Below are 18,483 nucleotides of genomic sequence, written 5' to 3' on the forward strand. Positions count from 1 at the left end.
CCTGCTTTTGCGAATCCTGTCGCCGGTCTCATCTGGCGCGCCCTGGCTCTGCATACCCCTGCTCCTGTTTCCCTACTCTACTGACTATCGAGATTCACGATGCCGTCCGCCTCCATGCCAGTCAAAGCGCCTATCGTGCGAGATATCGTCCTGATCGGCGGTGGGCACAGCCACGTCGGCGTGCTGATGCGCTTTGCCATGCAGCCAGAGCCCGGTGTCCGCCTGACCGTCATCTGTCGCGACACCGACACGCCCTATTCCGGCATGTTGCCGGGCTACGTCGCCGGTCATTATACGTTCGACGATGTGCATATCGACCTGCGCCGGCTGTGTCAGTTCGCCGGCGCCCGCTTCTATCGCGATCAGGTGATCGACATCGACCGCCGCGAGCGCCGCGTGATCTGCGCCGAGCGCCCGGCGGTGGACTACGACCTGCTGTCGATCAATATCGGCTCCACGCCTCGCCTGTCCCACATCGACGGTATCGGTGACCCTGAAGCCGCAGACGCCCCCGTGGTGGCGGTCAAGCCGATCAGCACCTTCCAGCAGCGCTGGCTGAGTCTGCTCGAGCGTGCCAGAAGCGCCGAGCGCCCGCTCGATATCGTGCTGGTCGGCGGCGGTGCCGGCGGGGTCGAGCTGCTGCTGGCCATCCAGCAGCGCCTCGCCACCGAGTTGCCCGATGCGCTCGCGCCGAACCTGACGCTGATCACCCGCGGTCAGCGTCTGTTGCCCACCCATGCTCACTCGGTCAGTGAGGCGCTTGCCACTACCCTGCACGAGCGCGGTATCCAGGTGCATTACGGTGAGGAGATCACGGCCGTCGAACGCGCATCCTCGACCGCCCAGCGCCAGCTGATCAGTGCCAGCGGTGCCTGCCATCAGGCCGATGAGGCCATCTGGGTGACACGGGCCGGTGGTGCGCGCTGGCTGGAGAAGACCGGACTGAGCCTGGACGAGGATGGCTTCCTCAAGGTTCGCGATAGCCTGCAGACGCTTGAGGATGACGCCATCTTCGCCGCGGGCGATATCGCGCATCAGCTCAACCATCCCCGCGAGAAGGCCGGCGTGTTTGCCGTGCGTCAGGCGCGGCCACTGGCCGACAATCTGCGACGGGCCGTGCGCGGCGAGCCACTCAAGGACCATATCCCGCAGTCGCGCTGGCTGGCGCTGATCAGCACCGGGGATCGCGACGCCATCGCCTCGCGCGGCAGCCTGGGGCTGGTCGCCCCGCGTCTGCGCCCGTGGCTGTGGCGCTGGAAGGACCATATCGATCGCCAGTTCATGGCACGCTTCAATGAACTGCCCAGCATGCAGGACGCCACGGTCACCGGCGGCCTTGCCGGGTTGGACCAGCGCATCAGCGCTGCCTGGCAGGCGTTAAAGGGCAGCGATGGCAAGCTGCATCCGCGCCTGACCGCCGAGCTGGATGAGCAGGAGGCACATCAGGCCCTGTCTGCACTGGCGATGCGCTGCGGCGGCTGCGGGGCCAAGGTCGGCGCCAGCGTGCTGTCGCGAGCGCTGCAGAGTCTGGCCCCGCGCGAGAACCCGGACGTGCTGGTCGGGCTGCATGCCCCGGATGATGCCGCCATCGTACGCGTGCCCGAAGGACAGGCGCTGGTGCACAGCGTCGACTTCTTCCGCGCCTTCATCGATGACCCCTATCTGTTCGGGCGCATCGCCGCCAATCACGCACTGGGCGATCTCTACGCCATGGGCGCGACGCCGCATACGGCGACGGCGGTGGCCACGGTGCCACAGGGGGTCGAGCGCAAGGTCGAGCCGCTGGTACGCGAGCTGATGCAAGGCGCGACCGAGGTGCTCAACGAGGCGGGCTGCAGTCTGGTCGGCGGCCATACCGGCGAAGGTCAGGAGCTGGCACTGGGCTTCGCGCTCAATGGTCTGGTGGAGGAGAGCCTGGCCGGCGTCACCTGCAAGGGCGGCATGCAGCCGGGTGATGTGCTGTTGCTTACCAAGGCCATCGGCACCGGCACGCTGTTGGCAGCGCACGCACGCCTGGAAGCCCGCGGCCGCTGGATCGACGCCGCGCTGGACAGCATGCAGCAATCCAGTCAGCGCGCGGCGGATATTCTGAGCACGCATCAGGCGAGCGCCTCCACCGATGTCACCGGCTTCGGTCTGCTCGGCCATCTGGTCGAGATGACCCGCGCCAGCGGCGTGGATGCCGAGCTCGAGATCGATGCCCTGCCGGTGCTCGACGGCGCCGAGGACTGTGTCGCCCGCGGCGTGGTCAGCTCGCTGCAACCGGCCAATCTGCGCCTCAAGCGTGCCCTGAAGGACCAGGCCGGCGTCATCGATCATCCGCGCTATCCGCTGCTGTTCGATCCGCAGACGGCCGGTGGCCTGCTGGCCAGTGTGCCCCCCGGGGAAGCCGAGGCCTGTCTGGCCGCGCTCAAGGCCGCCGGCTATCACGCCAGCGCCATCATCGGGCGCATCACACCCCAGGGCGATGCACTGGCGCCGATCAGCATCAAGCGCTGAGAACGGTTAGACGGCGAGCCAGCCAACCGGCGGTCAATGACAACCGGCGACTCGCAGCGACGCTTCACAAGCGTTGTGACATTCAGATGGCAAGACGCCCGCCAGAGAACTCTCTGGCGGGCGTCTTCATGACTGCCGACTCATGCGCGGGGCGTCTGGCGACAAGCGTCAGACTGACCGGCTATCTCAGGCTTCAGCTTCGCGCTTGAGCGCCTCGAAGGACTCCACGAACGCATCCATGGTCTCGGCGCAGTAATCCCGCAGCCCACTGACGACCAGCTTCTTGGAGCCACTGCCGATGCACTGTTCGCCATCATGGATGCTGAACTCGAGCAGGGTATCACCACGCTTGCCGTTGACCTCGAGCGAGGACCCCACGAAATCGAGGTGCAGGTCGGCGATATCCAGGCGCTCGAAACAGAAGCCCATGCTGTCGTAGATCACCAGCGGGCGTGCCGGGTTGAACATCACGCCCTTCTCCAGCATCAACGGCTGCAGGAAGTGCGGGAAGTTGCGCCCGGAGAAGGCGATGTACTGGCGGGTGAAATTGGCGACCACTTCCTCGTCATGGGTGGTATCGCCGCTGCGCTCGACCGTCAGGTAGACCTTGCCGGCTTCGTCACGCACCAGCAGGGACACGCCATTCTCGTCGGGGGCGTCCAGCGCTTCGAAGATCAAGGGCACATCATTGCCGACCATGCCGCAGAAACGGATGGTCATGCACTGCGACAGACCGAATTTCGCCAGCAACAGGGAGAACAGCAGGTCGCCGGGCACACAGAAGCGTCGCGCGTCCGGGTCATGAATGGGGTTGTAATCCCCCGCCATCTGCTTGGCGAAACGACTTGCCTGCTCGGCGGTGATCCGCACGCGGCCATCTTCGACCCGGTGAAACTGATCAAGAAACATGGACTGCCTTCCTGCCCTGCTTGAATGATGATCGATGGCCCGTCCTGAACCATCGCGGAAATGCCTCCGAGGGGAGGAATCGCGGTCGACGCGCTGTCACGCCTGCCCACCTGTCGTGTCATGAAGCTTTCAAGACATGCAGATGAAACGATTTTACCACTGGATGACAGTCAGGTGGTGACTCGTGACAGGCTTTGCAAGAGATTGCAGCGCGACAGATGGCCATATACTGTATATAACCCCATGCTTTCGGGCAAACCGCCGCACTGCCCGCCACTTCGACAGGTCGCCATGCAAGCCGCTCCCCTCGACAATCCGCGCTACTACCTAGCCAACTTCGACACCCTGATCGACTGGGTCTGCCAGTGTCACGCCGATCTGCTGACAGAGGCGGAGCGTGCCACGGTGGACGCCATCACTCGCCTGCCGGATGCCTCGCGGGCCTTGCTGGTGCGACTGCTGATGCGCAAGGGCGATCATTTCGAGCGCTCACAGCTGCACTATGCCGAGATCGGTGCGATCGAGGCCGCAAGCCAGCCATTGATCACACCGCTCGCCGACAGTGCCACGCCTGACGGCCTGTGCCGCCACAATGCCGACCTGAGTCTGGACGAGATGCTGGCGCTGGTGACCTTGCCGCGCCTCCGGGCAGCCTTTGCCGAGCTGCCCAGAAGCACGCCCAAGCGTCGCATGCATGATGCCATCAGCGAGCTGCTGGGCGATGTCACGCCACGGCCACTGCCAGCGTGGTTGAACGACCCTGCCGCCGACACCTTGAGTGTCGGGCTGGGTGAGCTGTCGCGACGCCTGAGCCTGATGTTCTTCGGCAACCTGCGCCAGAATCTATCGGACTTCGTACTCAGCGAGCTGGGCCTGCTGCGTTGCGAGACGGTCGCCCTGTCGCCGTCCTCGCGCGCCTTCACCCATCGCTGGGAGGTGGATCGCTATCTGGCGCTGGAGCAACTGCGTGAGGACTGGCAGCAAGCCAGCGAGCGGCTGGGCCACACGGCGAACGCCGAGCTTGAGTTGCACTGGCAGCGCATCGTCGCGGCGCTGGATGCGACGCCGTCTGCAGCGGCAAACGAGCTCCGCAGTGAGCCGTCCGTGACTCATCAGCTCACTGACGCTCATGCCACTGGCGGGCGCGCTATTGATGATCGTGCCAATGCCTGGCTGGCGCAGCGGCGTGACCGGCTGCGCTTCTCGCTGGCCCGCGACGCCGAGCGTCAGGGCTGGCATCAGACCGCTGCCCGTCAATACGCCTGTCTCGAGGACTCCGCGTATGCCCCGCGGGCCATGCCGCGCCGGGTGAGAGCACTGGAGCTGTCGGGCGATATCAGCGCAGCTCACGCGCTGGCCAGCGAGCGGTTGGCGCGCGCCGAGATCACGCTGGACGAGCAGCTGGCACTCGAACGCGCCCTGCCGCGTCTGTGCCGTGGCCTCGGATTGCCCGCGCCCAGACGCGCCAAGGCGCCGACCACGCCACAGATCACCATTACGGTGCCCGACCTTGCCACATCCGCGGCTGACGGTATCCACGGCGTCGAGCGCGCGGCCGCCCATGCGTTGGCCATGCCCGAGGCACCGGTCTTCTATGTCGAGAATGGCCTGATTCCCGCGCTCTTCACCCTGCTGTGTTGGGAGGCGCTGTTCGCCCCCTTGCCGGGGGCCTTCTTCCACGCCTTCCATACCGGCCCGGCGGACCTCTATCGCCCTGATTTCGTCAGTCGTCGCCAGGCCGCTTTCGAGGCCTGCTTCGCACGTCTGAACGATGAAAGCTACCGAACGGTGATTCGTGAACGCCACCAGCAGAAACAGGGTATTCAGGCACCCTTCGTGCACTGGGAGCTGTTGAGCGAGGAACTGCTGAACCACGCACTGGACTGCATTCCGCCCGCGCATCTGGAAGCCTGTTTCCGCCACCTGCTGGCCAACCCTCGCGAACATCGCGCCGGCCTGCCGGACCTGATCCAGTTCTTCCCCGAGCACAGCAGCGACCGTTATCGGCTGATCGAGGTCAAGGCGCCGACCGACCGTCTGCAGGACAACCAGCGTCAATGGCTGGCCCTGTTCGCACGCCATGCGATGCCGGCGCTGGAGTGTCGCGTCGAATGGCAGAGCGCGGCCGAAGCCTCAGCGGACGAATGCTCCCGGCACAAGGCACCTCCTGCATCATGATCAAGGCGGACGAGACCCACGCTGAGCCCGCACGCTACCGGATCGCAGTACGCGAACTGTGTGCCTTTGCCGCGCGCGAGGGCGATCTGGACCTGCGCTTCACGCCATCGCCTACTGCCCAGCAGGGCATCCGTGGTCATCAGCGTATCGTGCGCCGACGCGGCAAGGACTATGAAAGCGAGATCTCGCTCAGCGGTGACATCGGCAACCTGACCATCCGTGGGCGCGCCGATGGCTATGATCCCAAGCGCAACTGCCTCGAGGAGATCAAGACCCATCGCGGCGACCTCTCCCGCCAGCCCGCGCACCATCGCGCCCTGCATTGGGCCCAGGCACGCGTCTACGGCGCCCTGATGTGTCGCAGCCGAGACCTCGAAGGCATCACGCTGGCGCTGGTCTATCTGGACATCGCGGCGGATGCGCCCAGGGGCGTCAAGGGCAGCAAGGATGAGCAGAACGAGCAGGATGAGCAGAACGAGAAGGACGCGGGCGCCCTGGATGATCGAGACGAGCAGACTGGCCAGGTTGACCCCAAAAGCCGCAAGGCACAGCATGATGAGCAGCGACTGGAAGCCTGGTGGAGCCGTGAGGCGCTGGAGGCGGAGCTGGCACGTCTGGCGGCACGCTTCAGCGAGTTCGCCGCCAATGAGCTGGCCCATCGCAGTGCCCGCGACAGCGCGCTGAGCCGCCTGGCCTTTCCATGGCCGAGCTGGCGCCCCGGGCAACGCCAGCTGGCCGAGCACGCCTACAAGGCGGTGATGACCGGCCGCGAGCTGCTTGCCGAGGCACCGACCGGCACCGGCAAGACCCTGGCGACGCTGTATCCGGCACTGCGCGCGATGCCCGCAAGCGGCACGGACAGGCTCTTCTACCTCACCGCCCGCACCCCGGGGCGCGCGCTGGCACTCGATGCGCTGGCCACCTTGGCACCAGCCGCTGATGACAGCGAGGGGCAGGAAAAGACACCGGCGACACCGCTACGCATTCTGGAACTGGGCGCGCGCAGCAAGACCTGTGAGCACCCGACCCTCGCCTGTCATGGCCAGTCCTGCCCGCTGGCGCGCGGCTTCTATGATCGCCTGCCCGCGGCGCGCGACGCCGCCCTCGCCGACCAACGCCCCCTGAAACTGGCGACGACACGCCGCCACGCTTTGGCCCACGACATCTGCCCCTACTTTCTCGCCCAGGAGCTCTCGCGCTGGGCGGATGTCATCATCGGCGACCACAACCACTACTTCGACAGTCATGCGCTGCTGTTCGCCCTGACCCAGGCCAATGACTGGCGCACGGTGGTACTGGTCGATGAGAGCCACAACCTCATCGAGCGCGCCCGCGGCATGTACAGCACCGAGCTCGACGCGCGCCAGTTCCACTTTTTGCTCAAGCAGTTGAGCCGTACGGGCCATCCGGCTCCGCTGCGCTCGGCTTCACGCGCGCTGGCTCGCCAATGGCGAGCGCTGGAGCAGCTCAAGCAGGGTGCTGACGCCGAGACACAGGCGAGCAAGGTCGATAGCAAGGACGCAGGCCACAAGGCGCGGCGCCTTGCGCTGGAGGCTCTGCCCGGCGACTTCCTCAAGGTCTTGAGCCAGTGGACCGGCGCGATGGGCGACTGGTTGGCGGAGCCTGACAAGGCCGCAAACCCTGCTGCGGCCAGGCAACAGCCAGCGAGAGCCACCGCCATACAAGCCCCTGAACAGCTGGGACTGATCGCAAGCGATGCCTCCTCTGCTGCTCCGAGTGTTACCGATACAGGCACTGCAACGACAGACTCCGGCTCGCCCCCCTCCACGGCCAGGCGCCGTGTGGAACCCGATGTCGAGATGATGGAGGCCTACTTTGCGGCACTGACACTGGCGCGACTCGCCGAAGGCTTCGGCGATCACTCGCTGTTCGAGGTCGAACTCGCCGCCACGCCCCCTGCGCGGCAGGCGTCGCTTGCCAGCGATTCAAACTCGAGTTGCGGCGTAGCATCGGATGCAGGTGCAGAAGCAGAAGCAGGAGGAGGAGAAGCAGCCCGGCCACGCAAGGCCCGCGGGCGCAGCGTGCGCCAGATCCAGCCGCGACTGCGCTGCGTCAGCCCGGCGCCGTGGCTGGCGCCCCGCCTGCGCGCCAGTCACGCCACCCTGTTGTTCTCGGCCACGCTCAATCCACCGGCCTATCATCATCGCCTGCTGGGTCTGGCGGACGACGCCGTCTGGCTGAGTGTCGATTCCCCGTTCAGCGCGGCCCAGGTGCAGGTCAGTCGTCATCGGCTCTCGACACGCCTGCGGGATCGCGACGCCTCCTGTCGGCCGATCGCCGAGCTGATGGCGCGCCAATACCGACAGCGCCCGGGCAACTATCTGGCATTCTTCTCGAGCTTCGCCTATCTGGAACAGGTCGCCAGCGCTCTGCAACAGCTGGCGCCGGAGATTCCCCAATGGCGCCAGACCCGCGCCATGACGGAGGCTGAGCGCACCCGCTTCATTCAGCGCTTCACGCCCGAGGGACAAGGCATCGGCTTCGCAGTGCTGGGTGGCGCCTTCGGCGAAGGGATCGATCTGCCCGGCTCGCGCCTGATCGGGGCCTTCATCGCCACCCTGGGACTGGCCGGTTTCAGTCCCGAGAATGAAGCACTCAAGCAGCGTCTGGCCACGTGGCTGGAGAACGACGCACAGCGGCGTAGCCAGCCGCAACAGGCTGAAGGCGACCCACACGACGATACGCGCGCACCGCGCCCGGTCATCCAGCCCTTGAATGCCGATGACTGCACCTATCTGTACCCGGGGCTCACCAGAGTGGTGCAGGCTGCCGGCCGAGTAATTCGCAGCGAGCAGGATCAGGGCGTGATCCACTTGATCGATGACCGCTTCATGCGCCCGGAAGTCGCACGGTTGCTGCCTCGCTGGTGGACACCGACGAATTGATGCGGGATGCAAGCGTGACGACGCCACGATGCGCCGTGATGGCACAAAGCCTGCACATCAATGGAGAGTGATTGGGTCTTCATTTCGCTCTTGTCTTCGCTCTTGTCTTCACTCTTCATTACGTTACGTTAGCCATCCGCAAGGAAGCCGCACGATGCCAGACACCGACAATGCCCTATGGGGCGATGAGTATCCGCGTGACCTGATCGGTTACGCCGACACGCCACCGCATGCCAACTGGCCGGGTGGCGCGAAGATCGCGGTCCAGTTCGTGCTCAACTACGAGGAAGGCGGCGAGAACTGCCTGCTGCACGGCGATAGCGAGAGCGAGAAGTTTCTCTCCGAGATCATCGGTGCCGAGGCCTACCCCGCGCGGCACATGAGCATGGAGTCGATCTACGAATATGGCTCGCGCAGTGGCGTGTGGCGGATTCTGGATGAATTCAAGCGCCGGGAATTGCCGCTGACGGTCTTCGGGGTCGGCATGGCGTTGGCGCGCCATCCGGATCTGGTGGCGCGTTTCCTGGAGGATGGCCACGAGATCGCCAGTCACGGCTGGCGCTGGATTCATTACCAGCATATGGATGAGGCCCATGAGCGCGCCCACCTGGAACGCGCGGTGGAAAGCTATCGCGAGCTGGTCGGCCATGCACCGCAGGGCTGGTATACCGGACGTGACAGCCCCAATACCCGCCGACTGGTGGTGGAACACGGCGGTTTCACCTACGACAGCGATTACTACGGCGATGACCTGCCGCTGTGGATGGAGGTGACCACCGCCAATGGTGAGCAGGTGCCGCATCTCGTCGTGCCCTACACCCTGGACACCAATGACATGCGCTTCGCCAGCGCCCAGGGCTTCAACAACGGCGAGGACTTCTTCCAGTACCTGCGCGATGCCTTCGATGTGCTCTATGCCGAGGGCGACACCACGCCCAAGATGCTCTCCGTCGGACTGCACTGCCGGATCGCCGGCCGCCCGGGACGCTTCGCGGCGCTGAAACGCTTCCTCGACTACGTTCAGTCGCATGACAAGGTATGGATCACGCGACGCATCGATATCGCCGAACACTGGCAACGCGAACATCCCTATACCCCCGCCAGCTGACGAACCATCACTTCAATCCCAAGTGCCAGCATCACTAACGCCGCAGCCCTTTCGGGATGCGGCGTTTCTGTTCAACCCCAGACAATGTCTGCAATCGCACATGCAAGGCAGCGCTGGTCAGTTTTCCAACATGCTGGTCAGTCTTCCAACATGCGGGCCAATGCCAGCAGGCTCTCATCCCGACCCGGCAGGCCCAGCAATGACACGCCCCAGGGCGGGGGCGCGGATTCCTGTGGCAGACGCGCCGCCGAGTCGGCAAGCCACGGCAGACTCAGCTGCGGCGCACCGTTCAAGCCCGCCAGCGCGGTGAGTCCCATCAGGCGATGACGATAGGCCTCCATCACCTCTAGGCTAGCGCCCAGCAAAGGTGAGGCGCCCGGCGTGGTGGGCAGCACGAAGACCGCCTCGCTGGTGGCTTCGGCCTGAGCATGAAGCGCGCGACTGCCAGCCTCCGCTGGCGCCTCGCTGTCTTCCTGATGACTGGCTCCCAACTGCTGGCGATACCAGCGGCGAACGGTGGCTGCCTTGGCTTCTGCTGCCTGCTCATCGCTATCGCTGAGCGTCATGCACCATTTGAGTCTTGCCGCGATATCCGGATTCAGCTGCGGCCAGCGCGATTCGGGCCCCTGCTCCGGCGTACTCAACCACGCCTGATGCGTACGCCGAATCTCGAAGCCCTGCAGAACCCGGAAGGCTTCACTGGCGCGTGCCATGAAGGTCTGACTCAGCATGCGCCGCTCGCACTGAAAGCCAAGCGACTCAAGACGCCGGGACAGCGGCCCCAGCAGGCGCTGATAAGGCCCCGCGGTCAGTCCTTCCGGCACCAGCAGGATGATGCGAGCCGGCAGTCGTGTGGCTGTCGTTTCCGGCATCAGCACCTCGCTGACCTGCGTCAGCGTCGCCAGATCCCGCGTCATCCAGCCGATGGTGTCAAAGCGCGGCGCCAGCGGCTTGAGACCCGTCATGCTGATACGACCATGGGTCGGACGCAGCCCATAAAGCCCGCAGTAACTGGACGGTACACGGATGGAGCCACCGGTATCGGTCCCCAGTCCGATCTCCGCCTCACCGCGCGCCACCGCTACCGCAGAGCCCACGCTTGAGCCTCCCGGCAACCTCAGCGGCGCGCGAGGGTTCTCCGGCGTGCCGTAATGCGCATTGGTGCCGTTGAGGCTATAGGCCAGCTCATCGGTGGTGGTGCGGGCCCGATAATCGGCCCCCGCCTGCTGAAGCGCGAGGACAGCAGGTGCCGTCTGCCGCTCGATGGGGGCGCTGTCCAGCAGGTCAGGGTTGCCTTGGCCGATGCGCTCGCCCTTGATCGCGAACAGGTCCTTGACCACCAGTCGCAGGCCATTCAGCGGGCCTTCTTTCTGCCCCCGCGGCCCCGAGAAACGCGCCGGCGCTACATAGATACACTTGTCCACTGGGAGCGACTCCTTTCGACTCATGATGTGGTCCACCGCTGATCGCTCAAGACGCTGTGCTCATAGCACCGCGCCGAGGAACTGGCGCAGCTCTTCCGTGGCCGGATTGGCGAACAGCGTCGCGGGGTCGCCCGACTCATGCACACGCCCCTGGTGCATGAAGATCACGCGGTCCCCCACATCGCGGGCGAAATTCATCTCGTGGGTGACCAGAATCAGCGTCATGCCCTCACGCTTGAGCTGCTCCAGCACCTTGAGCACATCGCCGACCAGTTCCGGGTCCAGCGCCGAGGTGATCTCATCGCAGAGCAGCACCTTGGGGTGCATCGCCAGGGCGCGCGCGATCGCCACCCGCTGCTGCTGACCACCGGAGAGCTGACTCGGCCAGGCATCGAATTTCTCCCCCAGCCCGACCTTGGCCAGCATCTCGCGGGCCTCGAGCTCGGCGACATCCCGGGCGATGCCCTTGACCAGCATCGGTGCCAGCATCACGTTCTCGCCGACGCGCTTGTGGGGAAACAGATTGAAGCTCTGGAACACCATGCCGACATCCTGCGCCAGGGCGGCGGCGTCCATCTCGCTACCGTCCAGCAGCTTGCCGGCGACATGAATGGCGCCGCCGTCATGCTGTTCGAGCTGATTGATACAGCGCAGCAAGGTGCTCTTGCCGGAACCGCTGCGACCGATGATCGACACCACCTCACCCGGGCGCACCTCGAGATCGATCCCCTTGAGGACCGCCACGTCACCGAAGGACTTGGTCAGCGCCGACAGGCTGACCAGCGGCGCCTTGGCGCTCTCGTTGACAGGGGCGCTGTCGGAGACAGGTGCGCTCTCGGAGACAGCGGCGTCGGATGAGGCGCTATCCAGCGCAGAAACTTCAGCGAGCAGTGACATTGAGACGTGCCTCCAGATGGCGAGCCAGCCGCGACAGCGGATAGCACATGGCGAAATACAGCAACGCGACCAGCGCGAAGACGGTGAAGGGTTCCAGGGTGGCGTTGTTGAGCATGGTGCCGGCCTTGGTCAGCTCGACGAAGCCGATCACCGAGGCAAGCGCGGTGCCCTTGATGATCTGCACCGAGAAGCCGACGGTCGGCGCGATGGCCATGCGCAGCGCCTGCGGCAGGATGATGTGACGCATGGTCTTCAGGTAGCCGAGCCCCAGCACCCGCGCCCCTTCCCACTGCCCCTTGGGCACCGCTTCGACACAGCCGCGCCAGATATCGTGCAGGAAGGCGCTGCTGAACAGCGTCAGCGCCACGGCCGCCGCCGTCCAGGCCGAGACATCCAGCCCGAAGACCGCCACGCCGAAGAAGGCCAGGAACAGCTGCATCAACAGCGGCGTGCCCTGGAACAGCTCGGTATAGAGACGACAGAAGAGCGCCGCCCCCGGCCAGCGAGTCAGGCGCAGAAAGGTCAGCGCAAGCCCCACCAGACTGCCGCCGATGAAGGCGATCAGGGACAGCGCCAGTGTCCAGCGCGCCGCCAGCAACAGGTTGCGCAGAATGTCCCACAGCGTGAAGTCGATCATGAGTGGGCCTCTTTCAGGACATGGGAAGACAGACGGCTACGCGGGGCCGGCGTCAGGTGGCGAAAGCCGAACAGGTGACGCCCGATGCGGTTGAGCAAGGCGCGCATCGCGATGGCCAACAGCAGGTACATGCCTGCCGTCACCACGTAGCTCTCGAAGCTCAGGAAGGTACGTGACTGGATGAAGTTGGCCGCGAAGGTCAGGTCCGCCACGCTGATCTGGGAGACCACGGCGGAGCCCAGCATCACGATCACGCACTGGCTGGTCAGCGCCGGATACATGCGTTCCAGCGCCGGCATCAGCACCACATGGCGATAGCTCTGCCAACGGGTAAGGCCCAGTGCCCGCCCGGCTTCCCACTGGCCGCGACCGGTGGCATCGACCCCGGCACGCAGGATTTCACTGCTGTAGGCCGCCAGGTTGAGTGTCATCGCGATCACCGCAGCCATCTCGGCACTGAGTGACAGCCCCAGCGCCGGCAGACCGAAGAAGATGAAGAACAGCTGGACGATGAAGGGCGTGTTGCGCAGCAGCTCCACCAGCATGCCCAGCAGCCGGCTGAAGAGGCTGGTCGGCGCACGATGGCGCTGCCAGACACACAGCACCGCGCCGAGTATCCCCAGCGTGGTGGTCAGCGCCGTCAGCCAGACCGTCGTCATCAGCCCGGCCATCAGGTCGGGCAGATACGGCAACAGGCGCGGGAAATCCGGGAGATAGTTCATCGATCAAGCCTCACGGGCAAAGGGATCAGACGTGTGACGTCTCGATTCAGGCATCCAGTGACGGCAGCGGCGCCTTGAACCAGGTCTCGGAGAGCGTATTGAGCGTGCCATCCTCGATCCCCTGGGCGATCAGCTCATTCACGCGCGCCTTGAGCGCCGGCGTGTCATGACGCATGCCCACATAGCAGGGAGAATTCTTGAGCGGCAGCACGCTGACCGGCACGCGGGCAGGATTGCGTTCGGCGATGGCGGCGGTGACGAGATTGCCGGTGGCGATCATCTCGACCTGCCCTGACAGGAAGGCCGACAAGGTCGTGTTGTTGTCTTCGAAGCGCTTCACGGTGGTCGATTCCGGTGCCACCTTGCTGAGCTCCATGTCTTCCACCGAGCCACGTGTCACGCCGATGGTCTTCTCGCTCAGTCCCTGCGCGGAGTCCACCTCACTGCCCTTCTCGCCGAACACGCCGAGGAAGAACGGCGCATAGGCATCGGAGAAATCGATCGCCTTCTCGCGCTCGGGATTCTTGCCCAGGCTCGAGATCACCAGATCGACCTTGCGGGTCTGCAGGTAAGGGATGCGATTGGCCGAGGTGACCGGCACCAGCTCAAGCTTCACCTCCATCTCGTCTGCCAGATAGCGCGCCATGTCGATATCGTAGCCACGCGGCTTGAGGTCCGGGCCGACCGAGCCGAAGGGCGGGAAGTCCTGGGGCACCGCCACTTTCAGCACCCCGCTATCTTTGATGTCACTCAGTGCATCCGCGTGTGCGCTCAGGGCGGTGGACGCCAACGTGCCCCACAGGGCCAGCAATATTCCCTTGCGGACCCAGTTGCCAAGACGCTGCTTGTTGCCTGTCCGTGTGGCGCGCTGCTGGGCCTTGCTCTCGTGACGCTTGCTCATCGGTCGACTCCGGTATCGGTCAATGCCAGGCGCTGATGCGAGGACGACTCGTCATGCACCTGGTGCCTTGCGGCAGTGAATTTTTGTTGGTTGTTGTTGAGTGTCCCGCCGAGTCAGATCCAGTGACTCCCTGTCCCATTCGTCTTCAGAACCTGACCAATGAAACAAGTGATTCCCTTATCAATCTTTGCAACAGGTGTGCCAAAGCTTCCGCTTCGTGCTCAATAAGGTGATCGAGTTGCAGGCAGCGCAGAGTCACCTGCGGCTCACACGACTGTGCATGGGCTTGCGAACGCACTTGAGCACGCGCCTCAGCGCAGGATTTAGAACAGGCCTGAAAGCAAAACAGCGAGCAGCAACGAGAAGAAACGACACACGTCTGCGGGAGACGAAATCGCGGATGACGCCCTCGCCTGGCGGCGCGATCAGGGCGCCGACACCAGCGACATGGCAGCAGATGATGCAGTCAGGGAGGTGCATGCGCCCTGGGGGTGCGCAGAGCGCGACGAGGCGAATCGGGCCGCCGCACAGATCAGAAGCGAGGCTGGCGGCCCACCGGGAGATAGATATAGAGAGGAAGGAAAGGCAGGAGCACTTCAAGGTGGACGATCAGCCGTCGCCCAGTTCCTCCAGCGCATCGAAGGTATCGGTCACGCGGCGTATCTGACTGCGCCCGCCGACGAGGTCGTCATGCAGCAGGCGCGTGGCCAGCAGGTTGATCTGACTCATGGCTGCAGCGTAGCTGTCGAAGGCGCTGACGCTGTCCAACGGGCAGCGCAGAACATGCTCGATACCGGCGGGGATGCTGCTCAGGCTGTCATCGCAGACCAGCAGCACCGTACATGGCGCCTGCCCCAGCCATTCAAGCAATCGTGCCAGCCCCTGCGGTCGCCGGCGCATGGCGAATACCACCACGGCATCATCGGCGCCCAGGCGTGCGACCTCCTCGCCGAGTGATTGGCCGGGTTGCGGCAACACCGCCACCTGCGCGCGTAGCTGCAGCAACTGTTGGCGCAGGTGCAGCGCCAGTGGATAGGCATTGCGAAAGCCGATGATCTGCAGCCGCTCGGCCTTGGCCAGAGCGCTGCTCAGTGCCTCCATGTCGAGCATGTCCAGCGCCGCCAGCGCCTGACGCAGGTTGCGACACTCCTGCTCATAGTGGCGCTGGTGATGGTCTGCCGTCGGCGCTGCCGCCACCGGAACACCCGATTGACGCAGACTGCGCGCCTGGTCCCGCGCTTCACGGAAGTCCTGATAGCCGAGGCGGCGGAACAGGCGGCTGACCGTCGCCTTGGAGACGTCGGTCAGGCGTGACAGTTCCGCGGCGTTGTATAGCGCCAGTTCATCCTGATGCGCGAGCAGAAAGCGCGCGATGCGCTGCTCATTCGGGGTGAGCTCCTCAAGCGAACGGGTCAGACGCTGATGCAGACTCAGGCTCCTGGTGCCCTGCCTTGCGGCATGGCGAGCGAGACTGGTAGCAAGATTGACGGTGGCATCGGCATCGGGGGCAGGCGCTTCCCCATCCGGGTGCACTGCCCGGGATTCACCGGACACGTCATCCTCGGGGGGCGCGCTGTGATCTATGGGCGCTCGTGGCATGAAGACACACTCCTGGAAAGATTCTGCGTGAGCGCAGAGCAACGATTGCATCAACGATTGCATCAAGACAGTGCAAAGCCTGGGCCAGGTGCTGACTGACAGTGCATAGACGAAAGGCGTAACCCTCGAGATGAGCGGTTTTTCCTCATCCTGGACGCCTCTGACGCCCTCAAGCGCTGCACGACGCCAACCATCCGCACCGCGCGACAGACACAAGCGACTGTTTTTACTGTTCATCACATCAAACCGGCACGCAAGCCGCTTGATCAAGACTAGCCAGCCGACAGGTCATACGCCGTGCAGTAACGCCAACGACCCTTGCCGGACTGCAATATTCCCGATAAAGCGCTCGCGATGCGCAAGGAGCATTCTTATGGCCACCTCAACGATGACTGCCCTCCTCGATACCTGCCGAGCCATGACAGCCAAGGTCACGACACAGACATTCACCCTCTTGCCGCGCTCTAGCAGCGCCACCCAGGATGTCGCCAATGCCCAGTCCGCTCAATTGCTGGGCGTGATGGCGATGGGCGACGAGGCACCGCCGCTGAGCCTGAAGGCAACGGCGGCCCCCACGACGCCTTCACCGGCCCATGACACGCGCAGCCAGGCTGACATTGCCGCCTCGGCCGTAGCGGCCCAGACCTCAGCCCAGGCCTCAGCCCAGGCCTCAGCCGAGACATCGACTCCGACAGCATCGCCCATCGCGCAGCAGAAAGCCGTCTTCAACCCCGACATCAACCACAAGGCTCACGCTGACTGGGAGGCGATGCACCGCCACCACACCCTGCTGCGTCAGAGCATGACGCGTCGAGGAATGCTGGCATGAGCGTCTATACCATCGGCATGGAATGCGGTATGCACATACCGCTGGAGAACAGCATCGCCCTCGCTCCGGCGCCTCGCATCAAGCTGGAACTGACCGCCGGCCAGCACGCTGGCGAATACCTGAGCATGATGTCAGGAGCCATCCAGCCGCTGACGGATAGCGACGATGCGTTGCTGAAAAGCCTGGAGGCGCAGCTGCCGCGCCGCAGCCTGATCTGGACGGCGCGCGGGATCACCGAGGTCGGGCGTGGCTGGCGCTGGCAGTCATCGCCCGGTCATCCCCAGGCGCCCTGGCTGGACGCCGTGCATCACAGCTGGCCGAGTCATGCGCCGCGCTGGCTGCGCAAGGCGCCGGTGGTGGTGGTCACCGCCGATGCGCTGCCGCTGGCCAACCGCACCCGCCACCAACGTGACCTCGCGCGCCTGTGGGCAAGCGCCGATGCCGCGCTGATCTATCTGGCCGACGATGCCCGCGATGGCTGGCAGATGCATCAACACTGTGACCTCTCTCAATTGGAGAAAGCCGAGTTGTCGGGGGCCAAACAAGAGGAAGAAGCCGTGCTGGATCGCGATCCTGGCATGCCCTTGGAGATGGCAAGCTGACCCCCTGATGGCGGTTTCCTTCACTTTTCCAGAATGACGCAAGAGCGACTCAAGAACCAAAAAGCCCGCCCCGGATTCCGGGGCGGGCTTTTTGATGTGCGGCGAGGCTGTGAGAACAGACAACTAACAGCAGGCGACTGACAGAGCGCCGAACCCGCCGGCTCAAGCGCTCAGCCGCACAGCCGCTCATGCCGCTCATGACTGTCGCGGGCACAGACCATCACATAGCGTGCTGGCCACGAAATCCGCCAGCTGCTCCCAGTCTTCATCGCTCTGCGGCGCTCCCCCCAGCTGATCGATCTGGGCGGCGAAATCCGCGTAATGCTGAGTGGTGGACCAGATGAGGTAGATCACCCACATCGGCTCCGCCTCACGCAGTTTGCCCGCGGCCATCCAGGCCTTCATGACATCACAGCGCGCCTGCACCCAGTCACGCAGGTCGCCACTGAGATAATCGCGCAGGAAAGGCGCCCCGCTGATCACCTCTGCCGCGAACAGACGCGAGGCCTGCGGTGCCTGGCGTGCCAACTTGAGCTTGACGCGCACCAGCGCCTCCAGCACCTCACGCGGCTCATCGTCGGGCGAGATATCCTCGAGCGAGGCATTCCAGCGCGTCAGGGTCTGCTCCAGCAGATGAACGTAAAGCTTCTCCTTGGAGCCGAAGTAATAGAGCAGATTGGCCTTGGGCAACTCGGCCACTTCCGCAATCTGCTTCAAGGTGCTGCCGCGATAACCGTGACAGGCGAATACGCATTCGGCGGCCTCGAGAATTCGGCTCTCGGCTTGCTCACGCGGAGAGCTGGCAGGCGGCACGCTCAACTCCGCGCTACGGGTACGACGGACTTCAGCGTAAAGGGAAGAAGGAGAATCCGCGGGCATCGGCATCACTCATCAGGTCAGAAAAAAGCATTCGAGTCTCTTGGCGACAGCCCCCTGTCTGTCTCACTCGCCAGTCAGCGGCGATGTGCGCAAGCAGGAGGCTCTGGTCAAGCGACTATCACGTGGCGTTGGAACAGCAGTGAAAACAGCCCGTTGAGACACCGGCGAACAAAATACCACAACATGCACTGACCATTTGGTCAGATTCTTGCAGGAATCACAATACGACCTGTTACATTGATAGAGACAACAGCCTGCAGACCGACGCTCGCCGACTAGATAGAACAGACCCGCTGGCAAGACAGAACAAGCCCGCTGGCAAGACAGAACAAGCCCGCTGGCAAGACAGAACAAGCCCGCTGACAGGGCAGCACAAGGACTTGAGCGTTGGAA

14 protein-coding genes are annotated in these 18,483 nt (G+C 64.4%); 6 read left to right on the top strand and 8 right to left on the bottom strand.

What is annotated here, in order from left to right; genetic code table 11:
- The first annotated feature begins 135 nt into the window (after nucleotides 1–135).
- A complete protein-coding gene (gene selD, locus ACJJV2_RS08730; protein ID WP_405280044.1) occupies nucleotides 136–2,499 on the top strand; it encodes a selenide, water dikinase SelD in 2,364 nt (787 codons plus the stop codon).
- 186 nt (nucleotides 2,500–2,685) lie between these two features.
- Here the strand turns inward: selD and ACJJV2_RS08735 are convergent, their stop codons facing one another.
- Entirely contained in the window at nucleotides 2,686–3,408 is a 723-nt protein-coding gene (locus ACJJV2_RS08735; RefSeq protein WP_054556084.1) for a DUF3581 family protein, read from the bottom strand.
- 291 nt (nucleotides 3,409–3,699) lie between these two features.
- On the opposite strand from ACJJV2_RS08735, the gene ACJJV2_RS08740 reads away from it, so the two are divergent.
- The 3 genes from ACJJV2_RS08740 (at nucleotide 3,700) to puuE (ending at nucleotide 9,600) form a co-directional block, all read left to right on the top strand.
- Nucleotides 3,700–5,586: a VRR-NUC domain-containing protein gene (locus tag ACJJV2_RS08740; RefSeq protein WP_405280047.1), complete on the top strand. Its 1,887-nt coding sequence runs from the start codon at nucleotides 3,700–3,702 to the stop codon at nucleotides 5,584–5,586.
- On the top strand, nucleotides 5,583–8,492 hold the full coding sequence (locus ACJJV2_RS08745; RefSeq protein WP_405280050.1) for an ATP-dependent DNA helicase: 2,910 nt from the start codon (nucleotides 5,583–5,585) through the stop codon (nucleotides 8,490–8,492). Before ACJJV2_RS08740 ends, ACJJV2_RS08745 begins: the two co-directional genes overlap by 4 nt.
- A 154-nt stretch (nucleotides 8,493–8,646) precedes the next feature.
- Entirely contained in the window at nucleotides 8,647–9,600 is a 954-nt protein-coding gene (gene puuE, locus ACJJV2_RS08750; protein WP_405280053.1) for an allantoinase PuuE, read from the top strand.
- 137 nt (nucleotides 9,601–9,737) lie between these two features.
- Here the strand turns inward: puuE and ACJJV2_RS08755 are convergent, their stop codons facing one another.
- The 6 genes from ACJJV2_RS08755 to ACJJV2_RS08780 all read right to left on the bottom strand — a co-directional run bounded on the left by ACJJV2_RS08755 (nucleotide 9,738) and on the right by ACJJV2_RS08780 (nucleotide 15,780).
- Nucleotides 9,738–11,024, bottom strand: a complete 1,287-nt coding sequence (locus ACJJV2_RS08755) for an amidase family protein (RefSeq protein WP_405280055.1) — start codon at nucleotides 11,022–11,024, stop codon at nucleotides 9,738–9,740.
- A 60-nt stretch (nucleotides 11,025–11,084) separates the two neighbouring features.
- Nucleotides 11,085–11,921: an amino acid ABC transporter ATP-binding protein gene (locus tag ACJJV2_RS08760; protein WP_405280057.1), complete on the bottom strand. Its 837-nt coding sequence runs from the start codon at nucleotides 11,919–11,921 to the stop codon at nucleotides 11,085–11,087.
- Nucleotides 11,905–12,558, bottom strand: coding sequence for an amino acid ABC transporter permease (locus tag ACJJV2_RS08765; protein WP_077376658.1), 654 nt, complete (start codon nucleotides 12,556–12,558; stop codon nucleotides 11,905–11,907). The genes ACJJV2_RS08760 and ACJJV2_RS08765 overlap by 17 nt, the downstream gene beginning before the upstream one ends.
- Nucleotides 12,555–13,280 (bottom strand): amino acid ABC transporter permease, encoded by a 726-nt coding sequence (locus ACJJV2_RS08770; RefSeq protein WP_405280061.1) that lies wholly within the window; start codon nucleotides 13,278–13,280, stop codon nucleotides 12,555–12,557. The genes ACJJV2_RS08765 and ACJJV2_RS08770 overlap by 4 nt, the downstream gene beginning before the upstream one ends.
- A 46-nt stretch (nucleotides 13,281–13,326) precedes the next feature.
- Nucleotides 13,327–14,181: a transporter substrate-binding domain-containing protein gene (locus ACJJV2_RS08775; protein WP_082388543.1), complete on the bottom strand. Its 855-nt coding sequence runs from the start codon at nucleotides 14,179–14,181 to the stop codon at nucleotides 13,327–13,329.
- A 609-nt stretch (nucleotides 14,182–14,790) separates the two neighbouring features.
- Nucleotides 14,791–15,780: a MurR/RpiR family transcriptional regulator gene (locus ACJJV2_RS08780; RefSeq protein WP_405280065.1), complete on the bottom strand. Its 990-nt coding sequence runs from the start codon at nucleotides 15,778–15,780 to the stop codon at nucleotides 14,791–14,793.
- Nucleotides 15,781–16,153: 373 nt separating this feature from the next.
- On the opposite strand from ACJJV2_RS08780, the gene ACJJV2_RS08785 reads away from it, so the two are divergent.
- Both ACJJV2_RS08785 and ACJJV2_RS08790 read left to right on the top strand, forming a co-directional pair.
- Nucleotides 16,154–16,609 (top strand): hypothetical protein, encoded by a 456-nt coding sequence (locus ACJJV2_RS08785; protein ID WP_405280068.1) that lies wholly within the window; start codon nucleotides 16,154–16,156, stop codon nucleotides 16,607–16,609.
- Nucleotides 16,606–17,211: a hypothetical protein gene (locus ACJJV2_RS08790; RefSeq protein ID WP_405280070.1), complete on the top strand. Its 606-nt coding sequence runs from the start codon at nucleotides 16,606–16,608 to the stop codon at nucleotides 17,209–17,211. Before ACJJV2_RS08785 ends, ACJJV2_RS08790 begins: the two co-directional genes overlap by 4 nt.
- A 195-nt stretch (nucleotides 17,212–17,406) precedes the next feature.
- Here ACJJV2_RS08790 and ACJJV2_RS08795 read toward each other — a convergent pair whose 3' ends face one another.
- Nucleotides 17,407–18,090 carry a TetR family transcriptional regulator C-terminal domain-containing protein gene (locus tag ACJJV2_RS08795; protein WP_054556074.1) on the bottom strand — a complete coding sequence of 228 codons (684 nt, stop codon included), beginning with the start codon at nucleotides 18,088–18,090 and terminating at the stop codon, nucleotides 17,407–17,409.
- Nucleotides 18,091–18,483 lie beyond the last annotated feature (393 nt).

Origin of the sequence: Cobetia sp. Ld8, from assembly GCF_045066615.1 — a bacterium.
In the GTDB taxonomy this organism is placed as follows: domain Bacteria; phylum Pseudomonadota; class Gammaproteobacteria; order Pseudomonadales; family Halomonadaceae; genus Cobetia; species Cobetia amphilecti.